The sequence below is a fragment of the Erwinia papayae genome, assembly GCF_058241465.1.
This window is the reverse complement of the sequence record NZ_JBZCHT010000009.1, coordinates 381,817-399,570: the sequence shown is the minus strand read 5'-3', so window position 1 is coordinate 399,570 and position 17,754 is coordinate 381,817. Positions and strand designations below refer to the sequence as shown.

Genomic DNA, 17,754 nt, shown 5'->3' with positions numbered 1-17,754 from the left:
ATGACTGACTTTGCCACCCCCATCGACTGGCAGGCATGCAGTGAGCAGCAGCAACAGGCGCTGCTGACCCGCCCGGCGATCGCTGCGTCCGAAAATATTGCGCTTACCGTACGCACTATTCTGGAAAAGGTAAAAACAGAAGGCGACGAGGCGCTGCGTCACTACAGTGCCGCCTTCGATAAAACGCAGGTCGACGCGCTGCGCGTCAGCGATCAACAGATTGCAGAAGCCACTGCACGCCTGAGTGATGAGATCAAACAGGCAATGGTGGTGGCGGTTGGTAACATTGAAACCTTCCATCTGGCACAGCGGTTACCGCCGGTAGATGTTGAAACCCAGCCCGGCGTGCGCTGCCAGCAGCTGACACGACCGGTGGCCTCAGTTGGCCTGTATATTCCGGGCGGCTCAGCTCCGCTGTTTTCTACGGTATTGATGCTGGCCACCCCGGCCCGCATCGCCGGTTGCCGCCGCGTGGTGCTCTGTTCTCCCCCTCCCATTGCTGATGAAATCCTCTACGCGGCACAGCTGTGCGGGGTGCGTGAGCTGTACCAGGTTGGCGGTGCGCAGGCGATTGCCGCGCTGGCGCTGGGAACCGAATCTGTACCCAAAGTGGATAAGATTTTCGGGCCGGGCAATGCGTATGTCACCGAGGCCAAACGTCAGGTCAGCCAACGACTGGACGGCGCGGCGATTGATATGCCTGCCGGACCTTCCGAAGTGCTGGTGATTGCCGATGAAGGGGCCACGCCAGATTTTGTCGCCTCCGACCTGCTGTCGCAGGCGGAACATGGCCCTGATTCTCAGGTGATTTTACTAACCCCGTCGCCAGAGATGGCGGCAGCGGTCGCGGTCGCGGTGGAACAACAGCTCAGCGCCCTGCCGCGCGCTGAAACGGCGCGTAAAGCGCTGGCAGGCAGCCGCCTGATCGTGGCGAAAGATTTAGCGCAGTGCGTGGAGATCAGCAACCGATACGGGCCTGAACACCTGATTATCCAGACCCGTCAGGCGCGTGACCTTGTTGACGGCATCACTAACGCGGGCTCTGTCTTTCTTGGTGACTGGTCACCTGAATCAGCCGGTGACTATGCCTCCGGCACTAACCACGTGCTGCCGACCTATGGTTATACCTCGACCTGCTCCAGCCTGGGGCTGGCCGATTTCGAGAAGCGCATGACGGTGCAGGAACTGACACGGCAGGGCTTTATCAGCCTGGCCCCGACCATCGAAATTCTGGCGGCGGCCGAGCAACTGACCGCCCACAAAAATGCCGTTACCCTGCGCCTCAACGCGCTGAAGGAGAAGCCATGAGCAATACCATTGAACAGCTGGCTCGTGCCAATGTCCGCGCGCTGACCCCCTATCTTTCCGCCCGCCGACTGGGTGGCAATGGCGATGTGTGGCTCAATGCTAACGAATATCCGCTTGCCGTACCGTTTAACCTCAGCCAGCAGACGCTGAATCGCTATCCCGAATGTCAGCCAAAGCTGGTGATTGAACGTTACGCCGCCTACGCTGGCGTCAGCACCGATCAGCTGCTGGTCAGCCGTGGCGCGGATGAAGGCATTGAGCTGATGATCCGCGCCTTCTGCGAGCCGGGTAAAGATGCCGTACTGTTCTGCCCGCCGACCTACGGTATGTACAGCGTCAGTGCTGAAACCTTCGGCGTGGAATACCGCACGGTAGAGGCACGACAGGACTGGCAACTGAACCTGCCGGCGATTGCCGAAAAGCTGGATGGCGTCAAGCTGGTGTATGTCTGTAGTCCGAACAATCCCACCGGCAACATCATCAATGCGGACGATATCCGTCAGCTACTGGAAATGACCCGTGGAAAAGCGCTGGTGGTGGCCGATGAAGCCTACATTGAATTTTGCCCCCAGGCGTCGCTGAGCGGCTGGCTGAAGGAATATCCTCACCTGGTTATTCTGCGCACCCTGTCGAAAGCTTTCGCGCTGGCCGGCCTGCGCTGTGGCTTCACGCTGGCGAATGCCGAGGTGATCACCTTGTTAATGAAGGTCATCGCCCCTTACCCGCTGGCGACACCAGTGGCGGATATTGCCGCGCAGGCACTCAGTGAACAGGGGCTGGTGCTGATGCGTGAGCATGTCAGCACCCTGGTTGCCAACCGCGAAAAACTGATTGCCGATCTGCGCCAGTGCCCCTGCGTCGAACACGTCTTCAACAGCGAAACCAACTACGTGCTGGCGCGTTTTTCTGCCTCCAGCCTGGTCTTTAAAACGCTGTGGGATCAGGGCATTATTCTGCGTGATCAAAATAAGCAGCCGGGGCTGTCAGGGTGCCTGCGCATCTCTGTCGGCACCCGTGAAGAGTGTGACCGCGCTCTCGCGGCGCTGATGGCCCTGCCTGGCGCATCTGTTTCTCTGGAGCAAGCATGAGTATTAAAGTTCTTTTTATCGATCGTGACGGCACCATTATCAGCGAACCACCGCAGGATTTTCAGGTGGATCGTATGGACAAGCTGGCTTTTGAGCCGGATGTCATCCCCACCCTGCTGGCACTGCAAAAAGCCGGTTTTAAACTGGTGATGGTAACTAACCAGGATGGACTGGGCACCGACAGTTTCCCGCAGGCGGATTTTGATGGCCCGCACGACCTGATGATGCAGGTGCTGACGTCACAGGGGATTCAGTTTGACGACATTTTGATCTGTCCGCACATGCCGGAAGATAACTGTGAGTGCCGTAAGCCCAAAACCGCGCTGGTCACCGCCTGGCTGGCCGACAACCTGCTCGATACCGCCAACAGCTATGTGATTGGCGATCGCACTACCGACCTGCAACTGGCCAGTAATATGGGCATTCAGGGGCTGCACTACTCCAAAGAGGGCCTCAACTGGCAGGCAATCGGTAATCAGCTGACCCGGCGCGATCGTCATGCGCTGGTCGAGCGCAACACCAAAGAGACGCAAATCCGTGTTGAGGTGTGGCTGGATCGCGAAGGCAACAGCCAGTTCAATACCGGCGTCGGCTTTTTTGACCATATGCTGGATCAGATTGCCACCCATGGTGGTTTCCGGATGAATATTGAGGTGAAAGGCGATCTGTATATCGACGATCACCATACGGTAGAAGACACCGGACTGGCGCTGGGCGAAGCCCTGTTGAAAGCGCTGGGTGACAAACGCGGCATTGGCCGCTTTGGCTTTATTCTGCCGATGGACGAGTGTCTGGCACGCTGTGCGCTGGATATTTCTGGCCGTCCGCACCTGGAATATAAAGCCGAGTTCAGTTACCAGCGCGTGGGCGATTTAAGCACCGAGATGGTCGAGCACTTTTTCCGCTCTCTTTCCTACTCGATGGCCAGTACGCTGCATCTGAAGACCAAAGGTAAGAACGATCACCACCGGGTGGAAAGCCTGTTTAAAGCCTTTGGCCGCACGCTGCGTCAGGCGATCCGCGTTGAGGGCAACACCCTGCCCAGCTCGAAAGGAGTGCTGTAAATGAATGTGGTGATCCTGGATACCGGTTGTGCCAACCTCTCCTCGGTAAAATGGGCGATAGAGCGACTGGGATATCAACCGCAGGTCAGCCGCGATGCGGATATCGTGCTCCAGGCGGATAAGTTGTTTCTGCCTGGCGTCGGCACCGCACAGGCTGCTATGGCGCAGTTGCAGCAGCGCGATCTGCTGGCGTTGATCAAAGCCTGCACCCAGCCGGTGCTGGGTATCTGTCTCGGGATGCAGCTGCTGGGTGCCGAAAGCGATGAGAGCGGCGGGATAAAAACCCTCGGTATTATCGACCAGCCGGTCACCCGTATGCAGGATCATGGTCTGCCACTGCCGCATATGGGCTGGAACCAGATCACCCCGCAGGCCGTTAACCATCTGTTTCGCGGTATCCCGGACGGTTCCTATTTTTACTTCGTCCACAGTTACGCCATGCCGGTCAACGCCTGCACTATCGCACAGTGTAACTACGGCGAGCCTTTTACTGCCGCAGTGCAAAAAGACAATTTCTTCGGCGTGCAGTTTCACCCGGAGCGTTCCGGTGCCGCAGGCGCACAGCTGCTGAAAAATTTCCTGGAGATGTAACGGGCATGATTATTCCCGCATTAGATTTGATTGATGGCAAGGTGGTGCGTCTGCATCAGGGCGACTACGGCCAGCAGCGCGATTACGGCAGCGATCCCCTGCCCCGCCTTCAGGATTATCAGGCTCAGGGGGCAACGCTGCTGCATCTGGTTGATCTGACCGGTGCGAAAGACCCTGCCGCACGGCAGATCCCGCTACTGAAGAAGCTACTGGCAGGGGTCAACGTGCCGGTACAGGTCGGCGGCGGTATTCGCAGCCGCGACGATGTGGCGGCACTACTGGAAGCCGGTGCCAGCCGGGTGGTGGTGGGTTCCACGGCGGTAAAGCAGCCAGAAGAAGTGCAGCAGTGGTTTAAAGAATATGGCGCAGACGCTATCGTGCTGGCACTGGATGTGCGTATCGATGGCGACAACCGTAAAGAAGTGGCGATCAGCGGCTGGCAGGAAGCCGCGGGCATTACGCTGGAAGAGGTCATTGCCCGCTTCCAGCCCTCAGGACTGAGGCACGTGTTGTGTACGGATATCTCCCGCGATGGCACGCTGAGCGGCTCTAATGTGGCGCTTTACCAGGAAGTCTCTGCCCGCTTTCCACAGATAGCATTTCAGTCCTCCGGCGGCATCGGTTCACTGGCGGATATTGCTGCCCTGCGCGGCTCTGGTGCGCAGGGCGTGATTGTCGGTCGCGCCCTGCTGGAAGATAAATTTACCGTGTCGGAGGCTATTTCATGCTGGCAAAACGGATAATTCCCTGCCTGGACGTCCGCGACGGTCAGGTGGTTAAAGGCGTTCAGTTTCGTAATCACGAAATTATTGGTGATATCGTTCCCCTGGCCCAGCGCTATGCGCAGGAAGGCGCAGACGAGCTGGTTTTTTATGATATCACCGCCTCATCTGACGGCCGGGTGGTGGACAAAAGCTGGGTGTCCCGCGTGGCGGAAGTGATTGATATTCCGTTTTGCGTGGCGGGAGGCATCAAATCCGCTGAAGATGCGGCGCAGATCCTCTCTTTTGGTGCCGATAAAATTTCCATTAATTCTCCGGCGCTGGCCGATCCTGAACTGATCACCCGCCTCGCAGAGCGCTTTGGCGTGCAGTGCATCGTAGTGGGCATTGATACCTGGTATGACAGCGAAAGCGGTAAATATCAGGTCAATCAGTATACCGGCGATGAAAGTCGCACCAAAGTCACCAGTTGGGAAACCCTCGACTGGGTGCAGGAAGTCATCCGGCGCGGCGCGGGTGAAATCGTTCTTAACATGATGAATCAGGACGGCGTGCGCAACGGCTACGACCTGCTCCAGCTGCAGAAGGTGCGTGAAGTGTGCAAAGTGCCGCTGATCGCCTCCGGCGGCGCAGGCACCATGGAACACTTCCATCAGGCCTTCCGCGATGCGGATGTGGATGGCGCACTCGCCGCTTCCGTATTTCATAAGCAGATTATTAATATCGGTGAACTGAAAAGGTTCCTGATTGAAAAAGGTGTGGAGATTCGCGCGTGCTAACAGAACAACAGCTGGCCCGGCTGGACTGGGTGAAAACCGACGGCATGATGCCGGCCATCGTGCAACATGCCGTTTCCGGTGAAGTACTGATGCATGGCTATATGAATGAACAGGCGCTGGCGAAGACGCTGGAGAGTGTCAAAGTCACCTTCTGGTCACGCACCAAACAGCGTCTGTGGACCAAGGGGGAAACCTCTGAGCATTTTCTTAATGTGGTCAGCATCACCCCAGATTGTGATAACGATACCCTGTTGCTGCTGGTTAATCCGGTTGGCCCCACCTGCCATCTGGGCACCTCAAGTTGCTTCTCGCCAGCGGCATCTGACTGGACGTTCCTCTACCAGCTGGAGCAACTGCTGGCAGAGCGCAAACATGCCGATCCGAAAAGCTCCTATACTGCCAGCCTGTATGCCAGTGGCACCAAGCGAATTGCGCAGAAGGTGGGAGAAGAAGGCGTGGAAACGGCGCTGGCTGCCACCGTGAACGATCGCCATGAGCTGACCAATGAGGCGTCCGATCTGATTTATCATCTGCTGGTGCTGCTTCAGGATCAGGATCTCGACCTGAGCGCTGTTATCAATAATCTGCGCCAGCGGCACAAATAAAGACAGCAAACCCTCTGAGGCCGGTGAACCGGCCTTTTTTCTTTGGGAGAAACGATGACCACCTTTGAGAAACTCACCACCCTGCTCGACAGCCAGCAGGCCAGCTACACGCTGATGGCGCATCAGCCAACGGGAAAATGTGAAGAAGTGGCGGCGATACGTGGCACATCCGTGGGCCAGGGAGCCAAAGCGCTGGTGTGTCACGTTAAGGGCAACGGCGTTAAGCAATATGTACTGGCGGTACTCCCTGCCGATCGGCAGGCTGATTTAACACGGGTCGCTCAGGCCGTGGGGGCACTGCGGGCCTCGCTGGCCAGCCCGGCGGAAGTGGAGCGACTCACCGGCTGCGTGTTTGGTGCCATTCCCCCTTTCAGTTTCCATCCGGAGCTGAAACTGGTGGTCGATCCCACACTATGCGAGCGTAATGACGAGATTGCTTTTAACGCCGGATTACTGGAGAAATCGATGATACTGAATGCACGGGACTACCAGCGTATCTGCACATTTCTGGCGGCAAATATTATCAAACAGTGATTCACAGCGTGCCGATGAAGGGGTACTCTGTCAGCTTGTGTAAAGCTATTGAGATGAAAGGAATTATGGCAAAAATGACGTTTTCCACCTCTCTGCGCCAGGCTGCGGCGCTGGTTCTGCTGGCGGGCTGTGCTTTTGGCGCTCAGGCGAAGATTGAGCAGGTTCGCTTTGCCGTCGACCCGACCTATCCTCCCTTTGAATCGAAAACGCCGCAGGGCAAGCTGGTAGGCTTTGACATCGACCTGGGCAATGCGCTTTGTGCGCAAATGCAGGCAAAGTGCGTCTGGGTTGAAAGCCAGTTTGACGGCATGATCCCGGCGCTGAAGGCACGTAAATTTGATGCCATCCTTTCCGATATGGGCATAACAGAAGAACGTCTGAAGCAGATTGACTTCACCGTGCCGCTGTACGATACCAAAACCCAGCTGATTGCCCGTAAAGGCTCTGGCCTGTTACCAACGGCAGAGGCGCTGAAAGGTAAAACGGTGGGCGTGGAACAGGGCACGGTCCAGGAGCGTTATGCCCGTGCCAAATGGCAACCCTATGGCGTCACTGTCGTGCCTTACGGCGATCAGGCACAGGTAGAGAGCGACCTGGTTTCCGGACGTCTGGATGCGGTGTTTACCGATGCCGCTCAGGCCGCAATGGGCTTTCTGAAACATCCGCAGGGTAAAGACTTTGAGCTGGCAGGACCGACGGTGGAGGATCCAATTATTGGTCCCGGCACCGCTATTGGGCTGCGTAAAGGCGACAGCGAGCTGAAAACTGCGCTGGATAAAGCTTACGCTGAAATCCGCAGCAACGGGACTTTCGACAGGCTGCAAAAAAAATACTTTGCCACCGATATCTCCATTAAGCAGTAACCTCAGAGCCGTGTCACCTGGCACGGCGTTCCTCTGCCGCAGTTGAGTTTTCTGACTATGCAACAACAGCAACATCCCCTGCTCAGTGCCTCACCGGGCACCACGCGTGAGATTATCAGCTACCATTTTGGTGCTGGCTCATCGCGCCAGGTTTATATTCAGGCCGGGCTGCACGGCGATGAACTTCCCGGCGTGACCGTTGCCTGGTATCTGAAAAAGAAATTTGCCGAACTGGAGGCCGCCAGCCGTTTGCAGGCTGAAATCACGCTGGTGCCGGTGGCAAATCCGCTGGCGCTGGGGCAGCACTGGCATGGTACTCATCTTGGGCGCTTTGATACCGCTTCAGGTCAGGATTTTAATCGCCAGTTCCCGGCCCTGGGTCCGGCTTTGACGACACGGCTGGCTGACGTGTTGACCGATGATGTGGAACAGAATCGTCAGCATATCCGACGCGCCATCGTCGACTACTTTGACCACCACCTGCCGCGCACTGAGCTTGAATCTCAGCGCCATACCCTGATGCGCATGGCCTGTCAGGCCGACCTGATGATCGACCTGCATTGTGACTGGGAGGCAATCGCTCACCTTTACACCACCCCGCAGGCCTGGCCGGAAATCGAACCGCTGGCGCGTTATCTGGGCAGTGAAGTCCAGCTGACCGCCGAAATTTCAGGTGGCGAGCCATTTGATGAAGCCTGTTGTGAACCCTGGCTGCACCTGCAACGTACGCTGGGGAACCGTTTTCCTTTGCCGCCGGGACTGAAACCCGTCACCCTGGAACTCCGTGGCGTGCGGGACGTCAGCCATTCTCAGGCGGAAGCCGACGCAGAGGCGATTGTTAATGCGCTGATTTACAGTGGCTATATTAGCGGTCCCTGCCACGCGCTACCCGAACTGCGTAATCCGGCAGTGCCGCTGGCCGCCTGTGAATATATTTCCGCGCCCCACTCCGGGGTGATCCTGCACTGCCGGGAGTCGGGTGAGTGGATCAAGCCAGGCGAGGTGGTTGCCGAAATTCTCGACCCCACCACCGATCGTCTGACGCCGCTGAAAGCTGAGCATGGAGGATTACTTTATGCCCGCCACTGGATGCGTTTTGCCACTGCCGGGATGCTGATAACCCGACTGGCCGGAAGCGGGACGATTCGCGAAGGGAATTTACTGGTGCCATAACACGGCTCTGTGGCAGGTTTACTGAGGAAAGGTTGCCAGGCAGCATCAGCCGCCTGGCAATAAGTGAAAACGGGTAAGCGTCAGAATCCCATCCAGACCACGGCAGTTTGTTCGGGAGAAAGTGCAACATCGACAGGCGTATTGAATTCCAGCCTGACTGATGCGATATCTTTCATCGCAACAATATCTCTGCCCTTCAGCATGATTAAGCCACCGGACGGTTTCAGATCCCGCGAACCGGAATAGTAACGGCTGCTGCCATCAACCAGGGTGATGTGCATATTGACTTCAACATGCGTTTTTTGCATCGAGAAAGGTCTGGCCATCACTGCCGCCGACACCAGGTTTTTCCCGCTCAGCGCTGGCGGCGCGGTTTCTTCGAGGATCAACGGATTGGTAATGACCTTCGAACCGTTAGCCCAGGTGGGTGCCGGTTTGAGGAAATTACAGTTACGTTGATACATCCAGCCAATCGGATCGATGGGCACACAAAGTGGCGACGCAGGGGAGTCAATGTTTTCCGCCATCTGCTGCCATTGCGAATTATTCAGGGCGGGAGAACCAGGTTCCCTGCTCATTCTTCCGGCAGAACTCAGCCAGCCGGTAGTGACAAACCACACCACGAACAGCACCGCTGCGCCATGTTTCAGAAAGCAACGACGCCCGTTATCGGAGAGCCGCTCAGTCACTTCCGCAAACAGGCCGGTGACGACCAGCACACAACCAAAGAATCCGACAATAATGTGCCGATAGACCGGCAGGCCATCAAGTTTGGACATGTCGCGGTTCCACATGTCACTCAATGCAAAGGTATTGAGGAATGCATTAAAAAGTAACAACGACAGCCCCACCAGGATCAGCGCTCTGGCGTTGCCCCGCCAGAACGCCATTGCCAGGCCACTGAGTACCAGAAACACTAATCCAACCAGCATCAGCGGATGGTGCGACAGATGGGACGAGTGCCCCAGGATATAGCCGCCGAGAAAACCAAAGAAATACTCGATGGCGGCGAGAATTTTAGAAAAAAGCGTAATATCGTTGCTTCTGAATGGCATGGTCCCGGCACTGGCGCTGAGCGCCATTTGTAAGACCTGACCCAGACAAAGCAGAATGGCAACCACGGTAATCCAGCGGAATCGCGATTTGCTAACCAGAGCAACCAGCAGCATCGCCGGGAACGCAGACAGGACCGCAGGCTTGGAGATAATCAACACCGGGATAAACCAGCTCCACCACGGCACCTGTTCATTGTCATCAACCAGTGCCAGCGCGGTGACGATGGCAATAAAAAAAGCGGAGAAATAGGTGAAGTTGATGTAGGTGCGGGTTTCAAAGTCCGCCACCATCAGGATGGTTATCGCGACCAGAAAACGCAGTGCGTCACTTCTGACCACTTTACGGAAAGCGGGCAGGCAGAATGACCCCACCATCATGCCGGTAAAGATAAGCGCTGACCAGGTATAGAAATAAGGAACAGACGCGGCAGGAATATTCAACTGATTGCCAATCAGGCCAATTATCCTTTGGGGCACAGGAATATATCCGGCATCCGTGGATAACAGGTTTTGCAGCAGGGACGGCGCGCTGGCATTTAAAAAATAGTTAGTGGCCATCTCTGCCCACATTTCACCGTCCAGGACAAACCCCGGCTGCATCAGAAGCTGATAAACAAGGTAAAACAGCGTCACCAACCAGAACAGGGTAATGGCAGGCGCTTTACTTTGATGATAACCACGAGGTTCTGCTGCACTGGTTTCAAAAAACCATTCACGCTGGCTTTTTAAATACTGCAATATATTCATCACACTGGCTCTTCAGGTTGGAGGCTAAGGTTTCACCGAAAGACTCATCCGGTACTGCTCTGCGTCCCAGTTCAGCAACTCTGCAATCTTGTCGCCGGACAGTGAACTGAGCTGCTGATCCACGTCCTGTCGCACCATCACATCCAGATAGCAACGTAACTGCAAGTGTTTGGCCTCGCTGAAAGAAGCGCTGACAAACACCCCTGCATCACGAATAAACACCAGTTCAGGCACGGGCGCTGACATCGTGTAGTCATTCAATGCCTGCCATGAATCAAAGATAAAGGGCCTGGCACCTAAAAAGACCACATGGTCCGGATAGAGCGCCCAGTCTGCGCTCAGACGGTTAAACAGCGTCGGATTACACGCCAGCTGATGAATTTCCTTATCAGCAACCGGGACCAGCTCGCTATGCTGGCTTATCGCCGGGCTAACCGCTGCCGGGCTGACCGCGACAGGGGCAATTTTCATTGCCTCAATCAGAGCGGTCAGCAACGGTTCAACCTGCCCGGTATTTTCCACGCCGATAACCACGCCGTGATTTTTCAAAAAGAGAACTCTGGCAGAGGGCTCTTTCGCCAGCGCAGCATGAATCTCTTTTGCCAGCTCAGCACCCGGCTTGAAGTAGTCAACCACGGCCAGTGGCAGAACCACTTCCGGCAGCGCTGCGGCAGAAATGTCGCAGCGCTCACGCACCAGATTAGCAAGAATTTCAACAACATGAAGGTGAACCACAATAGGCTGTGGCATCAGCGCGTGCATCAGAGTTTCAATAGATGGACGCAGGGTGGAATCACCCAGCACCACAGGCGTGACCGAAAAATTCCCTGCGGCGATCTCCTGCCTGACGTGAGCAAGATCGACCGGAATAAAGATCTCTTCCTGCTCAGCACGCGCCAGCCAGGTGCCGGAAGCTTTTACCCAGAGTACATCCCCTTCTTTCCAGGAGACATTGCCTCCCGCTCCCTGAACCAGCAGCGGGTCTTTACCTAAACGGGCGCAGCAGGCTTTAACCTGACTGGCGGTTTTCCCATCGGGCTGAATCATCGCTGAACTCCCAGTTTCGCAATCAGTTTTTGTAATTCGCTGAACTCATTAAAGGCAGCATCAGGCGTGTTCATGTCGGTCCCCATGTCAACGCCGGCATGAACTTTTTGCAGCGTTACCGCGTTGATTTTTTCCCGCGCACCCAGAATGTCATTGACCGGATTATCGCCAATCATCCAGATGCAATCGCCTTTGGGGCGCATTTTTTCAAGCGCAATCTGGAATGGGGCTTCATGAGGCTTGTCAAAACCCGCCTCTTCACTGGTGACGATAAAATCAAAGTAGTGGTCCAGCCCAAAGTAAACCACTTTTCTGAACTGAATCTGTGCGGTCAAATCGGTGACGATTGCCGTGGGTACACCCAGCAAACGCAGATCGTCCAGCAACTCCTTAACGCCATCAAACAGCACGGCATTACTTAAAAAAGTACGCCAGTAGGTCTGCTCAAAGTCCAGCGCGAGAAGCACCTGAGAACCCAATCCCATGATCTCCAGCATCCGCTGAAGATAGAGCAGTCGGCTGTGGGAGGATGCAGTATGTTTCAGGCGCGTTTTAACCTGATCGCGGGCCTGTTTAAAGGCCTTGTCAAACTCATCAGGTGAGATTGAAAACATATTGACCACTTTGTCACGTACCGCCGATTGTGCAGCAGCATGAGCCGGGTCATAAGGATAGAGCGTATTGTCAGTATCGAATAAAATTGCATCGGGTAAACGGGTAAAACACTCTGGATTAATTATCTTCATTTTACAAATCGCTTAGTCATCGCCTGGCTGATGTGAGAAAGAGTGATTAACTGCATCAGTCCAACCATGCCATCTTGCCAATCAGGGGTAATATCCAAAAATTCGATTACGCTCGGACAAAGTATCCTTGCCGCCAGTTCTATGTCTGCCGCAGAGGTTTCACCCTCAATACTAATAAGGATTTCTGCGCCGTCGTCGCTGACGACAATATCGACGTGTAATCCGCAAACCCCCACCAGCACCCTGCTTAATTAGAGTTCATTGAAGCCATGCCGCGTGGTGACCACCAGCTTCAGACGCAGAGGCTGTTTATCCTCCAGATTTTCCAGTATCCGCGGATGGATAGGTTGCAGCGAAAGCGCAAGATCGGCAAAACCCAGCTGTGGGCGAATGAAACGCTCGGAATCCGACTCTCTCTTCTCAAAGGACGTAAGCACTTTTTCCAGCGTATGGCCGCGCTCGTGCACATCACGCTTTATTTTCAGATAACGCCGTAATCCTTCATCAATATCGAGATAGATTTTCAGGTTATAGCAGTCCCTGAGCAGTGGCAGGTAAAGGGCATGTAAGCCGCTGGCAATGATAATGTCATTGCTGGCGATACGAAATGGCCTGCTCATCTTGCCGGTCTGATGGTCGTAATGTCTGGAGTGAATATATTTTCCATCGGTCAGCGAGATCAGATCGCTACAAAATCCGTCCAGATCGTTGGCCATCGGATTCAGGTGGGTCATCACCTGCCACATCGGTTTTTGACGGTCCCAGAGGTGATAATCATCACCAGAGAGTTTGACCACCGAGTGATTGCCAAACAGTCCGCTTATCGCATCCGCCAGGGTATCTTTGCCCGCGCCGGAATCGCCCGCGATGCCAACCACAAAAGGTCTGCGACTGAGCCTGAAGAAGTCATTGCGGCTGATCTCTTCGCGCCAGATACGTAAGGCCAGCACCACGCCGATCACCACCATCGAGGTGTGCAGCAGTGAAACCGCATGGTCGCCAGTCACGCCACCGGCATTGAGCAGCTGTGCAAAATCAATAATCTGGCCGTTTAGCAGCTGAACTTCGCTGACCAGCAGAGTACTGAAGACATAAATCAGAGAGAATACGGTGATAAACATGCCGGCAAGGCGTCCGCTTCTTGCCTGATAAAGCACCAGGAAAGGCAGCGCCCAGACAAACCAGCCTGGCGAAGCAGGCGTCATCAGCACGATTAACAAGAAAGCCATGCCGGTAATCGTCTGGAACAGGTCGAAATTCAGCCGTCTGACGCGCCATGCGGCATACATCAGCACAAAGTAGATTAGCGGGACGATATAAATGGAGAAGTTTTCTCCCAGATTCATCGCCACATTATAAATCTTGCCCATCTCCGGGTTGCCAAAGAGCATTTCCACACCGGCAGCGGAGAACAGGAAAGGCAGGCCCAAAATAACAGCGGCGACAATCAGACCCAGTAAAAATTGCGAAATAATCTGCCGTAACGCTTTGTTGTTATAGAGATAAATAAGAATGAATGGCAGCGCAACCACCATGCTGAGTTTTGCTGATATCGCCGCAGCACAGAGCACACCCGCCGTTTTTAGCTGTACCCGGCGGATAAAGAGTAATGACAGTACCAGTAATAACGCAGGAATGAGATCGTTCAATCCCAACACATAGCTGGCAAGGATCACCACCGGCGACAGCCAGTAAATAATCATCAACAGGCGCTGGCGATTTGGCAGCAGGTGATTCAATGTCACCAGCATACAAAAATCAGCCACCAGCAGGGTCAGTTCATAGCCGTAATGCAGAGGAATATCGGTCAGCTTTGCCAGCAGCGTCAGCGGCAGAAACAGCAGCCACATCGCATAGCCATAAGGAAAAGCTAATGGCACCCCGCCCGAACTGATCCAGGAAGCCCAGGGGTCGAGAGTCAGTGAAGAGAGGCTGTTATCCAGAAAAGGCGCAAACCACTGCGTGACGGCTAACGGCGCGATAAAAGGGATTAACGCGACGCGGATTGCAAGCCCGGGAAAAAAACAGGAATGGCGGTACAATTTATTCATTGAGTGAGTTCCGTTCCTTCCCAGAGATCAGGACGTTTTGTGCAGACAGCATCAAAATGAATGTTACGCGCCTTCATCAGTGCAGCCATCGCAGGTATTTCAGTCGCCGCATCACGTCCCTGTAGTTCAGGTGAAACGATGCAAAGTCTGAACCCGGCCTTTTTCAGACGCTGACCGTCCTCCTCACTTAATGGAAAACGGGTGAAGCAGTCGACCCACACCCACTCGACTTTGCCCGCCAGGGTCAGCGCCGTTTCAATTGATTCAAATTCTGACACCCGAACAGCACAGCGTGTCTCACCCTGATTTGACCACTTAATCAGGAATGGAAAGGACTGGTCGAGAAAGAAATAGTCGGTAATCCCTTTCTCTGCCATTAAGGCAATCAGTCGCGCTTCCAGTCCTTCTTCTTTCACATTGAGGATTAGCGTGCCATGTTGGTAGGCGTCAATCCATTCATCAAAAAAGGCGCCGTCTGCAAAAGGATCATGGCCGATGATCATCTTCTGTCCGTGACTGCGGATATCAACTTCAACGCCATATTTATGATCGGTAGAGATGAGTTCGCTGATGGTATTACGACGATGAGCTATCAGGTTCATTTTGCAAGATTCTTTTTTAATTGAAGGCTGAAATCGACAGTCCTTCGGATGAATTTTCGCTTCGCAGCCCAGTTAGTTAACGTTCCAGTGAGAAACTCCGTGCGCCCGTTCACCAAATTTAACCGGGAAACGATAGACTTTCATTCCCTGCCGTTGCGCCTGGTAATAGGCGAACAAATCCAGTGAAAAGTCATCCGGCACGCCACGCCAGCCGTCAAAAAAAGCCCTGGGAAACAGCGTTGGCTGCGCATTAATGTCCCACATCGGTTTTGCCAGCAATACCGTTTCAAAAAAGCTCATGCCAACGGTAAACAGCACATCCATAAATGGCCGGCCGTAGCGCTTACCTTTGACAAAAATGTTGTCGCCATGTCTGGTGAACAGCTCGAAACCACGCAGTGCGTCCTGAGGGTCCGTTTGCAGATCGGCATGTGTCCAGCCCAGAATGTCGCCTTGGGCTGCGCGCAGTCCGCTGACAATACCGAAACCATAGCCCTTATTAACCTCGACACGCACAGAGCGGCAGCCGGGGTACTGAGGTAATAACGTCTGCAAAACCTCAGGACTGTCATCGGTGGAACCGTTATCGACGAGGATAATTTCAACATCAGGCCTTGCCGCTATGACGCCTTTACAACGCTCCAGCAACAGGGGCAAGTTCGCCGCTTCGTTGTAACAGGGAATGACCAGTGAAAATCTCATTTCGTCTCCACAGGAGTAGATATTCTGAAAACAAAAAGCTTCATTCCGAGGAAATTGAGGCAGGCTGTCAGTCCGGTAGCGACCAGAAATGCCAGCTGCACAGGCGCAAAAGTGGCTGCAAACAGTCTCAATGCCAAAGAATTGACTAACACATTCGCGCCCAGCGTCACGGCATACAAGGCAATAAACCGCCATGCGCTGCCCGAATGATGGGGTTTGTGACCGAATGTCCAGAAACGATTAGCAAAGTAGGCGAACAGGGTTCCCGTCAGGAACCCTGCTGCTTTCGCGACATTGATATTGAATATGCCCAGGCCAACCAGAATGCGATAAGCTGAAAAATCGACCAGAACGGTCAGGCTACCAACAATCAGGAATATCGCTAACTCTTTTTTGATCATGCCTTTGCCTTGAGGAGCTCAGGCAGAGTCTTTTGATATTGTAATGCCAGCGCGCTGACTTTATCCGCAGGAATACGCCCGTCAAGCTCAAGCTTATAGGGGTGACTGTTCCATTTGGTAAAGCACGACTGCCAGTACTCAAAGGTACGCAGATCGTTTGGCGTCCCCCAGCATAAATAGCTGTCGACCTCAAACAGCGCACAGTGCAGACCGAGGGCAATCGCATCATCAATCAGCGAATCGATATAGAACTCACCGTTGATACGTCCATCTCTGGCAATCAGTCTTTCCAGCGCACGTCGGAAATCTTCTGCCTTGCGGAACGTAAAGGTGCCCAATACAACAGGGTCAGTAGCTGGATTTTCCAGCGGTGTTTTCACTGAAATTGTGCGGATAATTCCATCCTCAGCATCGATCCAGCCAAACATCTGCGGGTGTCGTGCAGCATTAGGATAGCCACGAACGCCCCAGACAATCACATCAACAGCCGGGTCGTTGGCCAGCTGATTAAATTTATCAGCATTATACAGTGCACCGTGATCGCAGGTTCCAATCGTGATGGCACCAGAAACCGCCTTACCCTGCTCTGCCAGCGCATCAAAACCAATCAATGCACTACAGGCCTGGCCTTCGGTCACTTTATCAATGGTTTTAATAATGGCATCCGGATAAAGCGCTTTTAGTTCTTTGGTGACATCCTGATAACCCGGCATATCGGCGCGCAAAACAAACACATGTTGTTCCGCCGCTGGCAGGTCATGTGCTGCCTGAGCAACCATTGGCCGTCCGGAAACAGGAATAAGCGGCTTGGTCAGGGTGTACCCTTCTTTACTAAAACGTTGACCAAGACCGGCCATAGGAATAACGATCGCGCCCTGCGAAGCTGAATGCGGCACATCGGAAACGATGGCTTTGCGGAACGCTTTCGACCAGACGTTATATTCTGCAACGTCCTCAGGCGTCCCCCACTGCATGAAATGCTGGATGGGATAGACCGCAACAGGTTGATTTTCTGCTAATAATGGCTTGTAGGCGAGGCTGACATAATACTCCCCGCCAATATTCAGATTCTGTTCGGTCATCTTGCGAAAAGCGTCAGACATGATCTGCGCTGATGCAAAGTAGTAGGTGCCGCTTGAGGCGTACTCCTCCATACGATTATCGCTGTAAGGCTGTTTTTCCTGAATATCATTCATCCAGCCATGCGTTTCGCGTATGTAGGCGTAATTCGTGTTGCCGAGGGAGTGCGGGTGAAAGCCTTTATAGGCGGGAAGAGCGCCAGCGCAGGCGGTTTTTTTCACAAACTCTTTAAAATGATCCCAGTCCCAGTAGCAGGTAAAATCACAATAATTGACCACCACGGGTTCTGCCGGGTTGAGCATTGATTCTATCTGGCGCACCGCATGGACCGGGCCAAGTTTATGCGGCTGAATGCCGACGACCTGCCCGTCAGGACAATACTGTTTCAGAATGGCTTCCATACGGTAATCAGGATTATCAAGGTGATCCTGATTGCAGATGAAAATGAAGTTGGACTCACCGGGAAACATGTCGATGACATGCGCCACGATGGGTTTACCCTCAATTTCGATTAATGGTTTGGGGACATCGTACCCTGCGCGACGAAAGCGCTCACCAAAACCGGACATTGGAATAACAATCTGCACGCTACCATC

General features: G+C 54.1%; 19 protein-coding genes. 10 read left to right on the top strand and 9 right to left on the bottom strand.

Translation table 11 applies throughout. The features are described from left to right. The 10 genes from hisD (at window position 1) to AC3RPL_RS06595 (ending at window position 8,727) form a co-directional block, all read left to right on the top strand. Window positions 1-1,308 (top strand): histidinol dehydrogenase, encoded by a 1,308-nt coding sequence (hisD, locus tag AC3RPL_RS06640; protein ID WP_490739386.1) that lies wholly within the window; start codon window positions 1-3, stop codon window positions 1,306-1,308. Then, window positions 1,305-2,396 carry a histidinol-phosphate transaminase gene (gene hisC, locus AC3RPL_RS06635; protein WP_490739385.1) on the top strand — a complete coding sequence of 364 codons (1,092 nt, stop codon included), beginning with the start codon at window positions 1,305-1,307 and terminating at the stop codon, window positions 2,394-2,396. Before hisD ends, hisC begins: the two co-directional genes overlap by 4 nt. Further along, complete coding sequence (gene hisB, locus AC3RPL_RS06630) at window positions 2,393-3,460, top strand: bifunctional histidinol-phosphatase/imidazoleglycerol-phosphate dehydratase HisB (RefSeq protein WP_490739384.1); 1,068 nt, start codon at window positions 2,393-2,395, stop codon at window positions 3,458-3,460. The genes hisC and hisB overlap by 4 nt, the downstream gene beginning before the upstream one ends. After that, window positions 3,461-4,051, top strand: coding sequence for an imidazole glycerol phosphate synthase subunit HisH (gene hisH, locus AC3RPL_RS06625; RefSeq protein ID WP_490739383.1), 591 nt, complete (start codon window positions 3,461-3,463; stop codon window positions 4,049-4,051). It begins immediately after the preceding gene. A 5-nt stretch (window positions 4,052-4,056) separates the two neighbouring features. Continuing rightward, window positions 4,057-4,794 carry a 1-(5-phosphoribosyl)-5-[(5-phosphoribosylamino)methylideneamino]imidazole-4-carboxamide isomerase gene (gene hisA / locus AC3RPL_RS06620; protein WP_490739382.1) on the top strand — a complete coding sequence of 246 codons (738 nt, stop codon included), beginning with the start codon at window positions 4,057-4,059 and terminating at the stop codon, window positions 4,792-4,794. Further along, window positions 4,776-5,552, top strand: a complete 777-nt coding sequence (gene hisF, locus AC3RPL_RS06615) for an imidazole glycerol phosphate synthase subunit HisF (RefSeq protein ID WP_034937731.1) — start codon at window positions 4,776-4,778, stop codon at window positions 5,550-5,552. The genes hisA and hisF overlap by 19 nt, the downstream gene beginning before the upstream one ends. Next, entirely contained in the window at window positions 5,546-6,157 is a 612-nt protein-coding gene (gene hisIE / locus AC3RPL_RS06610; RefSeq protein WP_490739381.1) for a bifunctional phosphoribosyl-AMP cyclohydrolase/phosphoribosyl-ATP diphosphatase HisIE, read from the top strand. The genes hisF and hisIE overlap by 7 nt, the downstream gene beginning before the upstream one ends. A 54-nt stretch (window positions 6,158-6,211) precedes the next feature. Then, window positions 6,212-6,691, top strand: a complete 480-nt coding sequence (locus tag AC3RPL_RS06605) for a YbaK/prolyl-tRNA synthetase associated domain-containing protein (RefSeq protein ID WP_490739380.1) — start codon at window positions 6,212-6,214, stop codon at window positions 6,689-6,691. A gap of 65 nt (window positions 6,692-6,756) precedes the next feature. Next, window positions 6,757-7,554: an ABC transporter substrate-binding protein gene (locus tag AC3RPL_RS06600; RefSeq protein WP_367167715.1), complete on the top strand. Its 798-nt coding sequence runs from the start codon at window positions 6,757-6,759 to the stop codon at window positions 7,552-7,554. A 57-nt stretch (window positions 7,555-7,611) separates the two neighbouring features. Continuing rightward, on the top strand, window positions 7,612-8,727 hold the full coding sequence (locus tag AC3RPL_RS06595) for a succinylglutamate desuccinylase/aspartoacylase family protein (protein ID WP_490739379.1): 1,116 nt from the start codon (window positions 7,612-7,614) through the stop codon (window positions 8,725-8,727). 80 nt (window positions 8,728-8,807) lie between these two features. Here the strand turns inward: AC3RPL_RS06595 and AC3RPL_RS06590 are convergent, their stop codons facing one another. From AC3RPL_RS06590 to AC3RPL_RS06550, 9 genes are all read right to left on the bottom strand, one after another. Continuing rightward, complete coding sequence (locus AC3RPL_RS06590; protein WP_490739378.1) at window positions 8,808-10,529, bottom strand: hypothetical protein; 1,722 nt, start codon at window positions 10,527-10,529, stop codon at window positions 8,808-8,810. A 24-nt stretch (window positions 10,530-10,553) separates the two neighbouring features. Further along, the gene (locus AC3RPL_RS06585) at window positions 10,554-11,576 is read right to left on the bottom strand and encodes a class II aldolase/adducin family protein (protein WP_490739377.1); all 1,023 of its coding nucleotides are present in this window, start codon (window positions 11,574-11,576) and stop codon (window positions 10,554-10,556) included. After that, window positions 11,573-12,322, bottom strand: a complete 750-nt coding sequence (locus tag AC3RPL_RS06580; protein WP_034937741.1) for an HAD family hydrolase — start codon at window positions 12,320-12,322, stop codon at window positions 11,573-11,575. Before AC3RPL_RS06580 ends, AC3RPL_RS06585 begins: the two co-directional genes overlap by 4 nt. After that, on the bottom strand, window positions 12,319-12,558 hold the full coding sequence (locus AC3RPL_RS06575) for a hypothetical protein (protein WP_490739376.1): 240 nt from the start codon (window positions 12,556-12,558) through the stop codon (window positions 12,319-12,321). Before AC3RPL_RS06575 ends, AC3RPL_RS06580 begins: the two co-directional genes overlap by 4 nt. A gap of 15 nt (window positions 12,559-12,573) precedes the next feature. Further along, on the bottom strand, window positions 12,574-14,373 hold the full coding sequence (locus AC3RPL_RS06570; protein WP_490739375.1) for a uridine kinase: 1,800 nt from the start codon (window positions 14,371-14,373) through the stop codon (window positions 12,574-12,576). Continuing rightward, window positions 14,370-14,975: a phosphatidylinositol-specific phospholipase C/glycerophosphodiester phosphodiesterase family protein gene (locus tag AC3RPL_RS06565; RefSeq protein ID WP_490739374.1), complete on the bottom strand. Its 606-nt coding sequence runs from the start codon at window positions 14,973-14,975 to the stop codon at window positions 14,370-14,372. Before AC3RPL_RS06565 ends, AC3RPL_RS06570 begins: the two co-directional genes overlap by 4 nt. 72 nt (window positions 14,976-15,047) lie before the next feature. After that, entirely contained in the window at window positions 15,048-15,677 is a 630-nt protein-coding gene (locus AC3RPL_RS06560) for a glycosyltransferase family 2 protein (protein ID WP_490739373.1), read from the bottom strand. Next, window positions 15,674-16,078 carry a GtrA family protein gene (locus AC3RPL_RS06555; RefSeq protein WP_034937747.1) on the bottom strand — a complete coding sequence of 135 codons (405 nt, stop codon included), beginning with the start codon at window positions 16,076-16,078 and terminating at the stop codon, window positions 15,674-15,676. The genes AC3RPL_RS06560 and AC3RPL_RS06555 overlap by 4 nt, the downstream gene beginning before the upstream one ends. Then, window positions 16,075-17,745, bottom strand: coding sequence for a sugar phosphate nucleotidyltransferase (locus AC3RPL_RS06550; RefSeq protein ID WP_490739372.1), 1,671 nt, complete (start codon window positions 17,743-17,745; stop codon window positions 16,075-16,077). The genes AC3RPL_RS06555 and AC3RPL_RS06550 overlap by 4 nt, the downstream gene beginning before the upstream one ends. Window positions 17,746-17,754 lie beyond the last annotated feature (9 nt).

Coding starts and splice junctions, on each gene's coding strand:
- AC3RPL_RS06555 (WP_034937747.1), bottom strand. CDS start 16,078: ATGATCAAAAAAGAGTTAGCGATATTCCTGATTGTTGGTAGCCTGACC.
- hisA (WP_490739382.1), top strand. CDS start 4,057: ATGATTATTCCCGCATTAGATTTGATTGATGGCAAGGTGGTGCGTCTG.
- AC3RPL_RS06580 (WP_034937741.1), bottom strand. CDS start 12,322: ATGAAGATAATTAATCCAGAGTGTTTTACCCGTTTACCCGATGCAATT.
- AC3RPL_RS06560 (WP_490739373.1), bottom strand. CDS start 15,677: ATGAGATTTTCACTGGTCATTCCCTGTTACAACGAAGCGGCGAACTTG.
- hisC (WP_490739385.1), top strand. CDS start 1,305: ATGAGCAATACCATTGAACAGCTGGCTCGTGCCAATGTCCGCGCGCTG.
- hisH (WP_490739383.1), top strand. CDS start 3,461: ATGAATGTGGTGATCCTGGATACCGGTTGTGCCAACCTCTCCTCGGTA.
- AC3RPL_RS06590 (WP_490739378.1), bottom strand. CDS start 10,529: ATGAATATATTGCAGTATTTAAAAAGCCAGCGTGAATGGTTTTTTGAA.
- AC3RPL_RS06565 (WP_490739374.1), bottom strand. CDS start 14,975: ATGAACCTGATAGCTCATCGTCGTAATACCATCAGCGAACTCATCTCT.
- AC3RPL_RS06595 (WP_490739379.1), top strand. CDS start 7,612: ATGCAACAACAGCAACATCCCCTGCTCAGTGCCTCACCGGGCACCACG.
- AC3RPL_RS06585 (WP_490739377.1), bottom strand. CDS start 11,576: ATGATTCAGCCCGATGGGAAAACCGCCAGTCAGGTTAAAGCCTGCTGC.
- hisF (WP_034937731.1), top strand. CDS start 4,776: ATGCTGGCAAAACGGATAATTCCCTGCCTGGACGTCCGCGACGGTCAG.
- AC3RPL_RS06600 (WP_367167715.1), top strand. CDS start 6,757: ATGGCAAAAATGACGTTTTCCACCTCTCTGCGCCAGGCTGCGGCGCTG.
- hisB (WP_490739384.1), top strand. CDS start 2,393: ATGAGTATTAAAGTTCTTTTTATCGATCGTGACGGCACCATTATCAGC.
- AC3RPL_RS06570 (WP_490739375.1), bottom strand. CDS start 14,373: ATGAATAAATTGTACCGCCATTCCTGTTTTTTTCCCGGGCTTGCAATC.
- hisD (WP_490739386.1), top strand. CDS start 1: ATGACTGACTTTGCCACCCCCATCGACTGGCAGGCATGCAGTGAGCAG.
- AC3RPL_RS06605 (WP_490739380.1), top strand. CDS start 6,212: ATGACCACCTTTGAGAAACTCACCACCCTGCTCGACAGCCAGCAGGCC.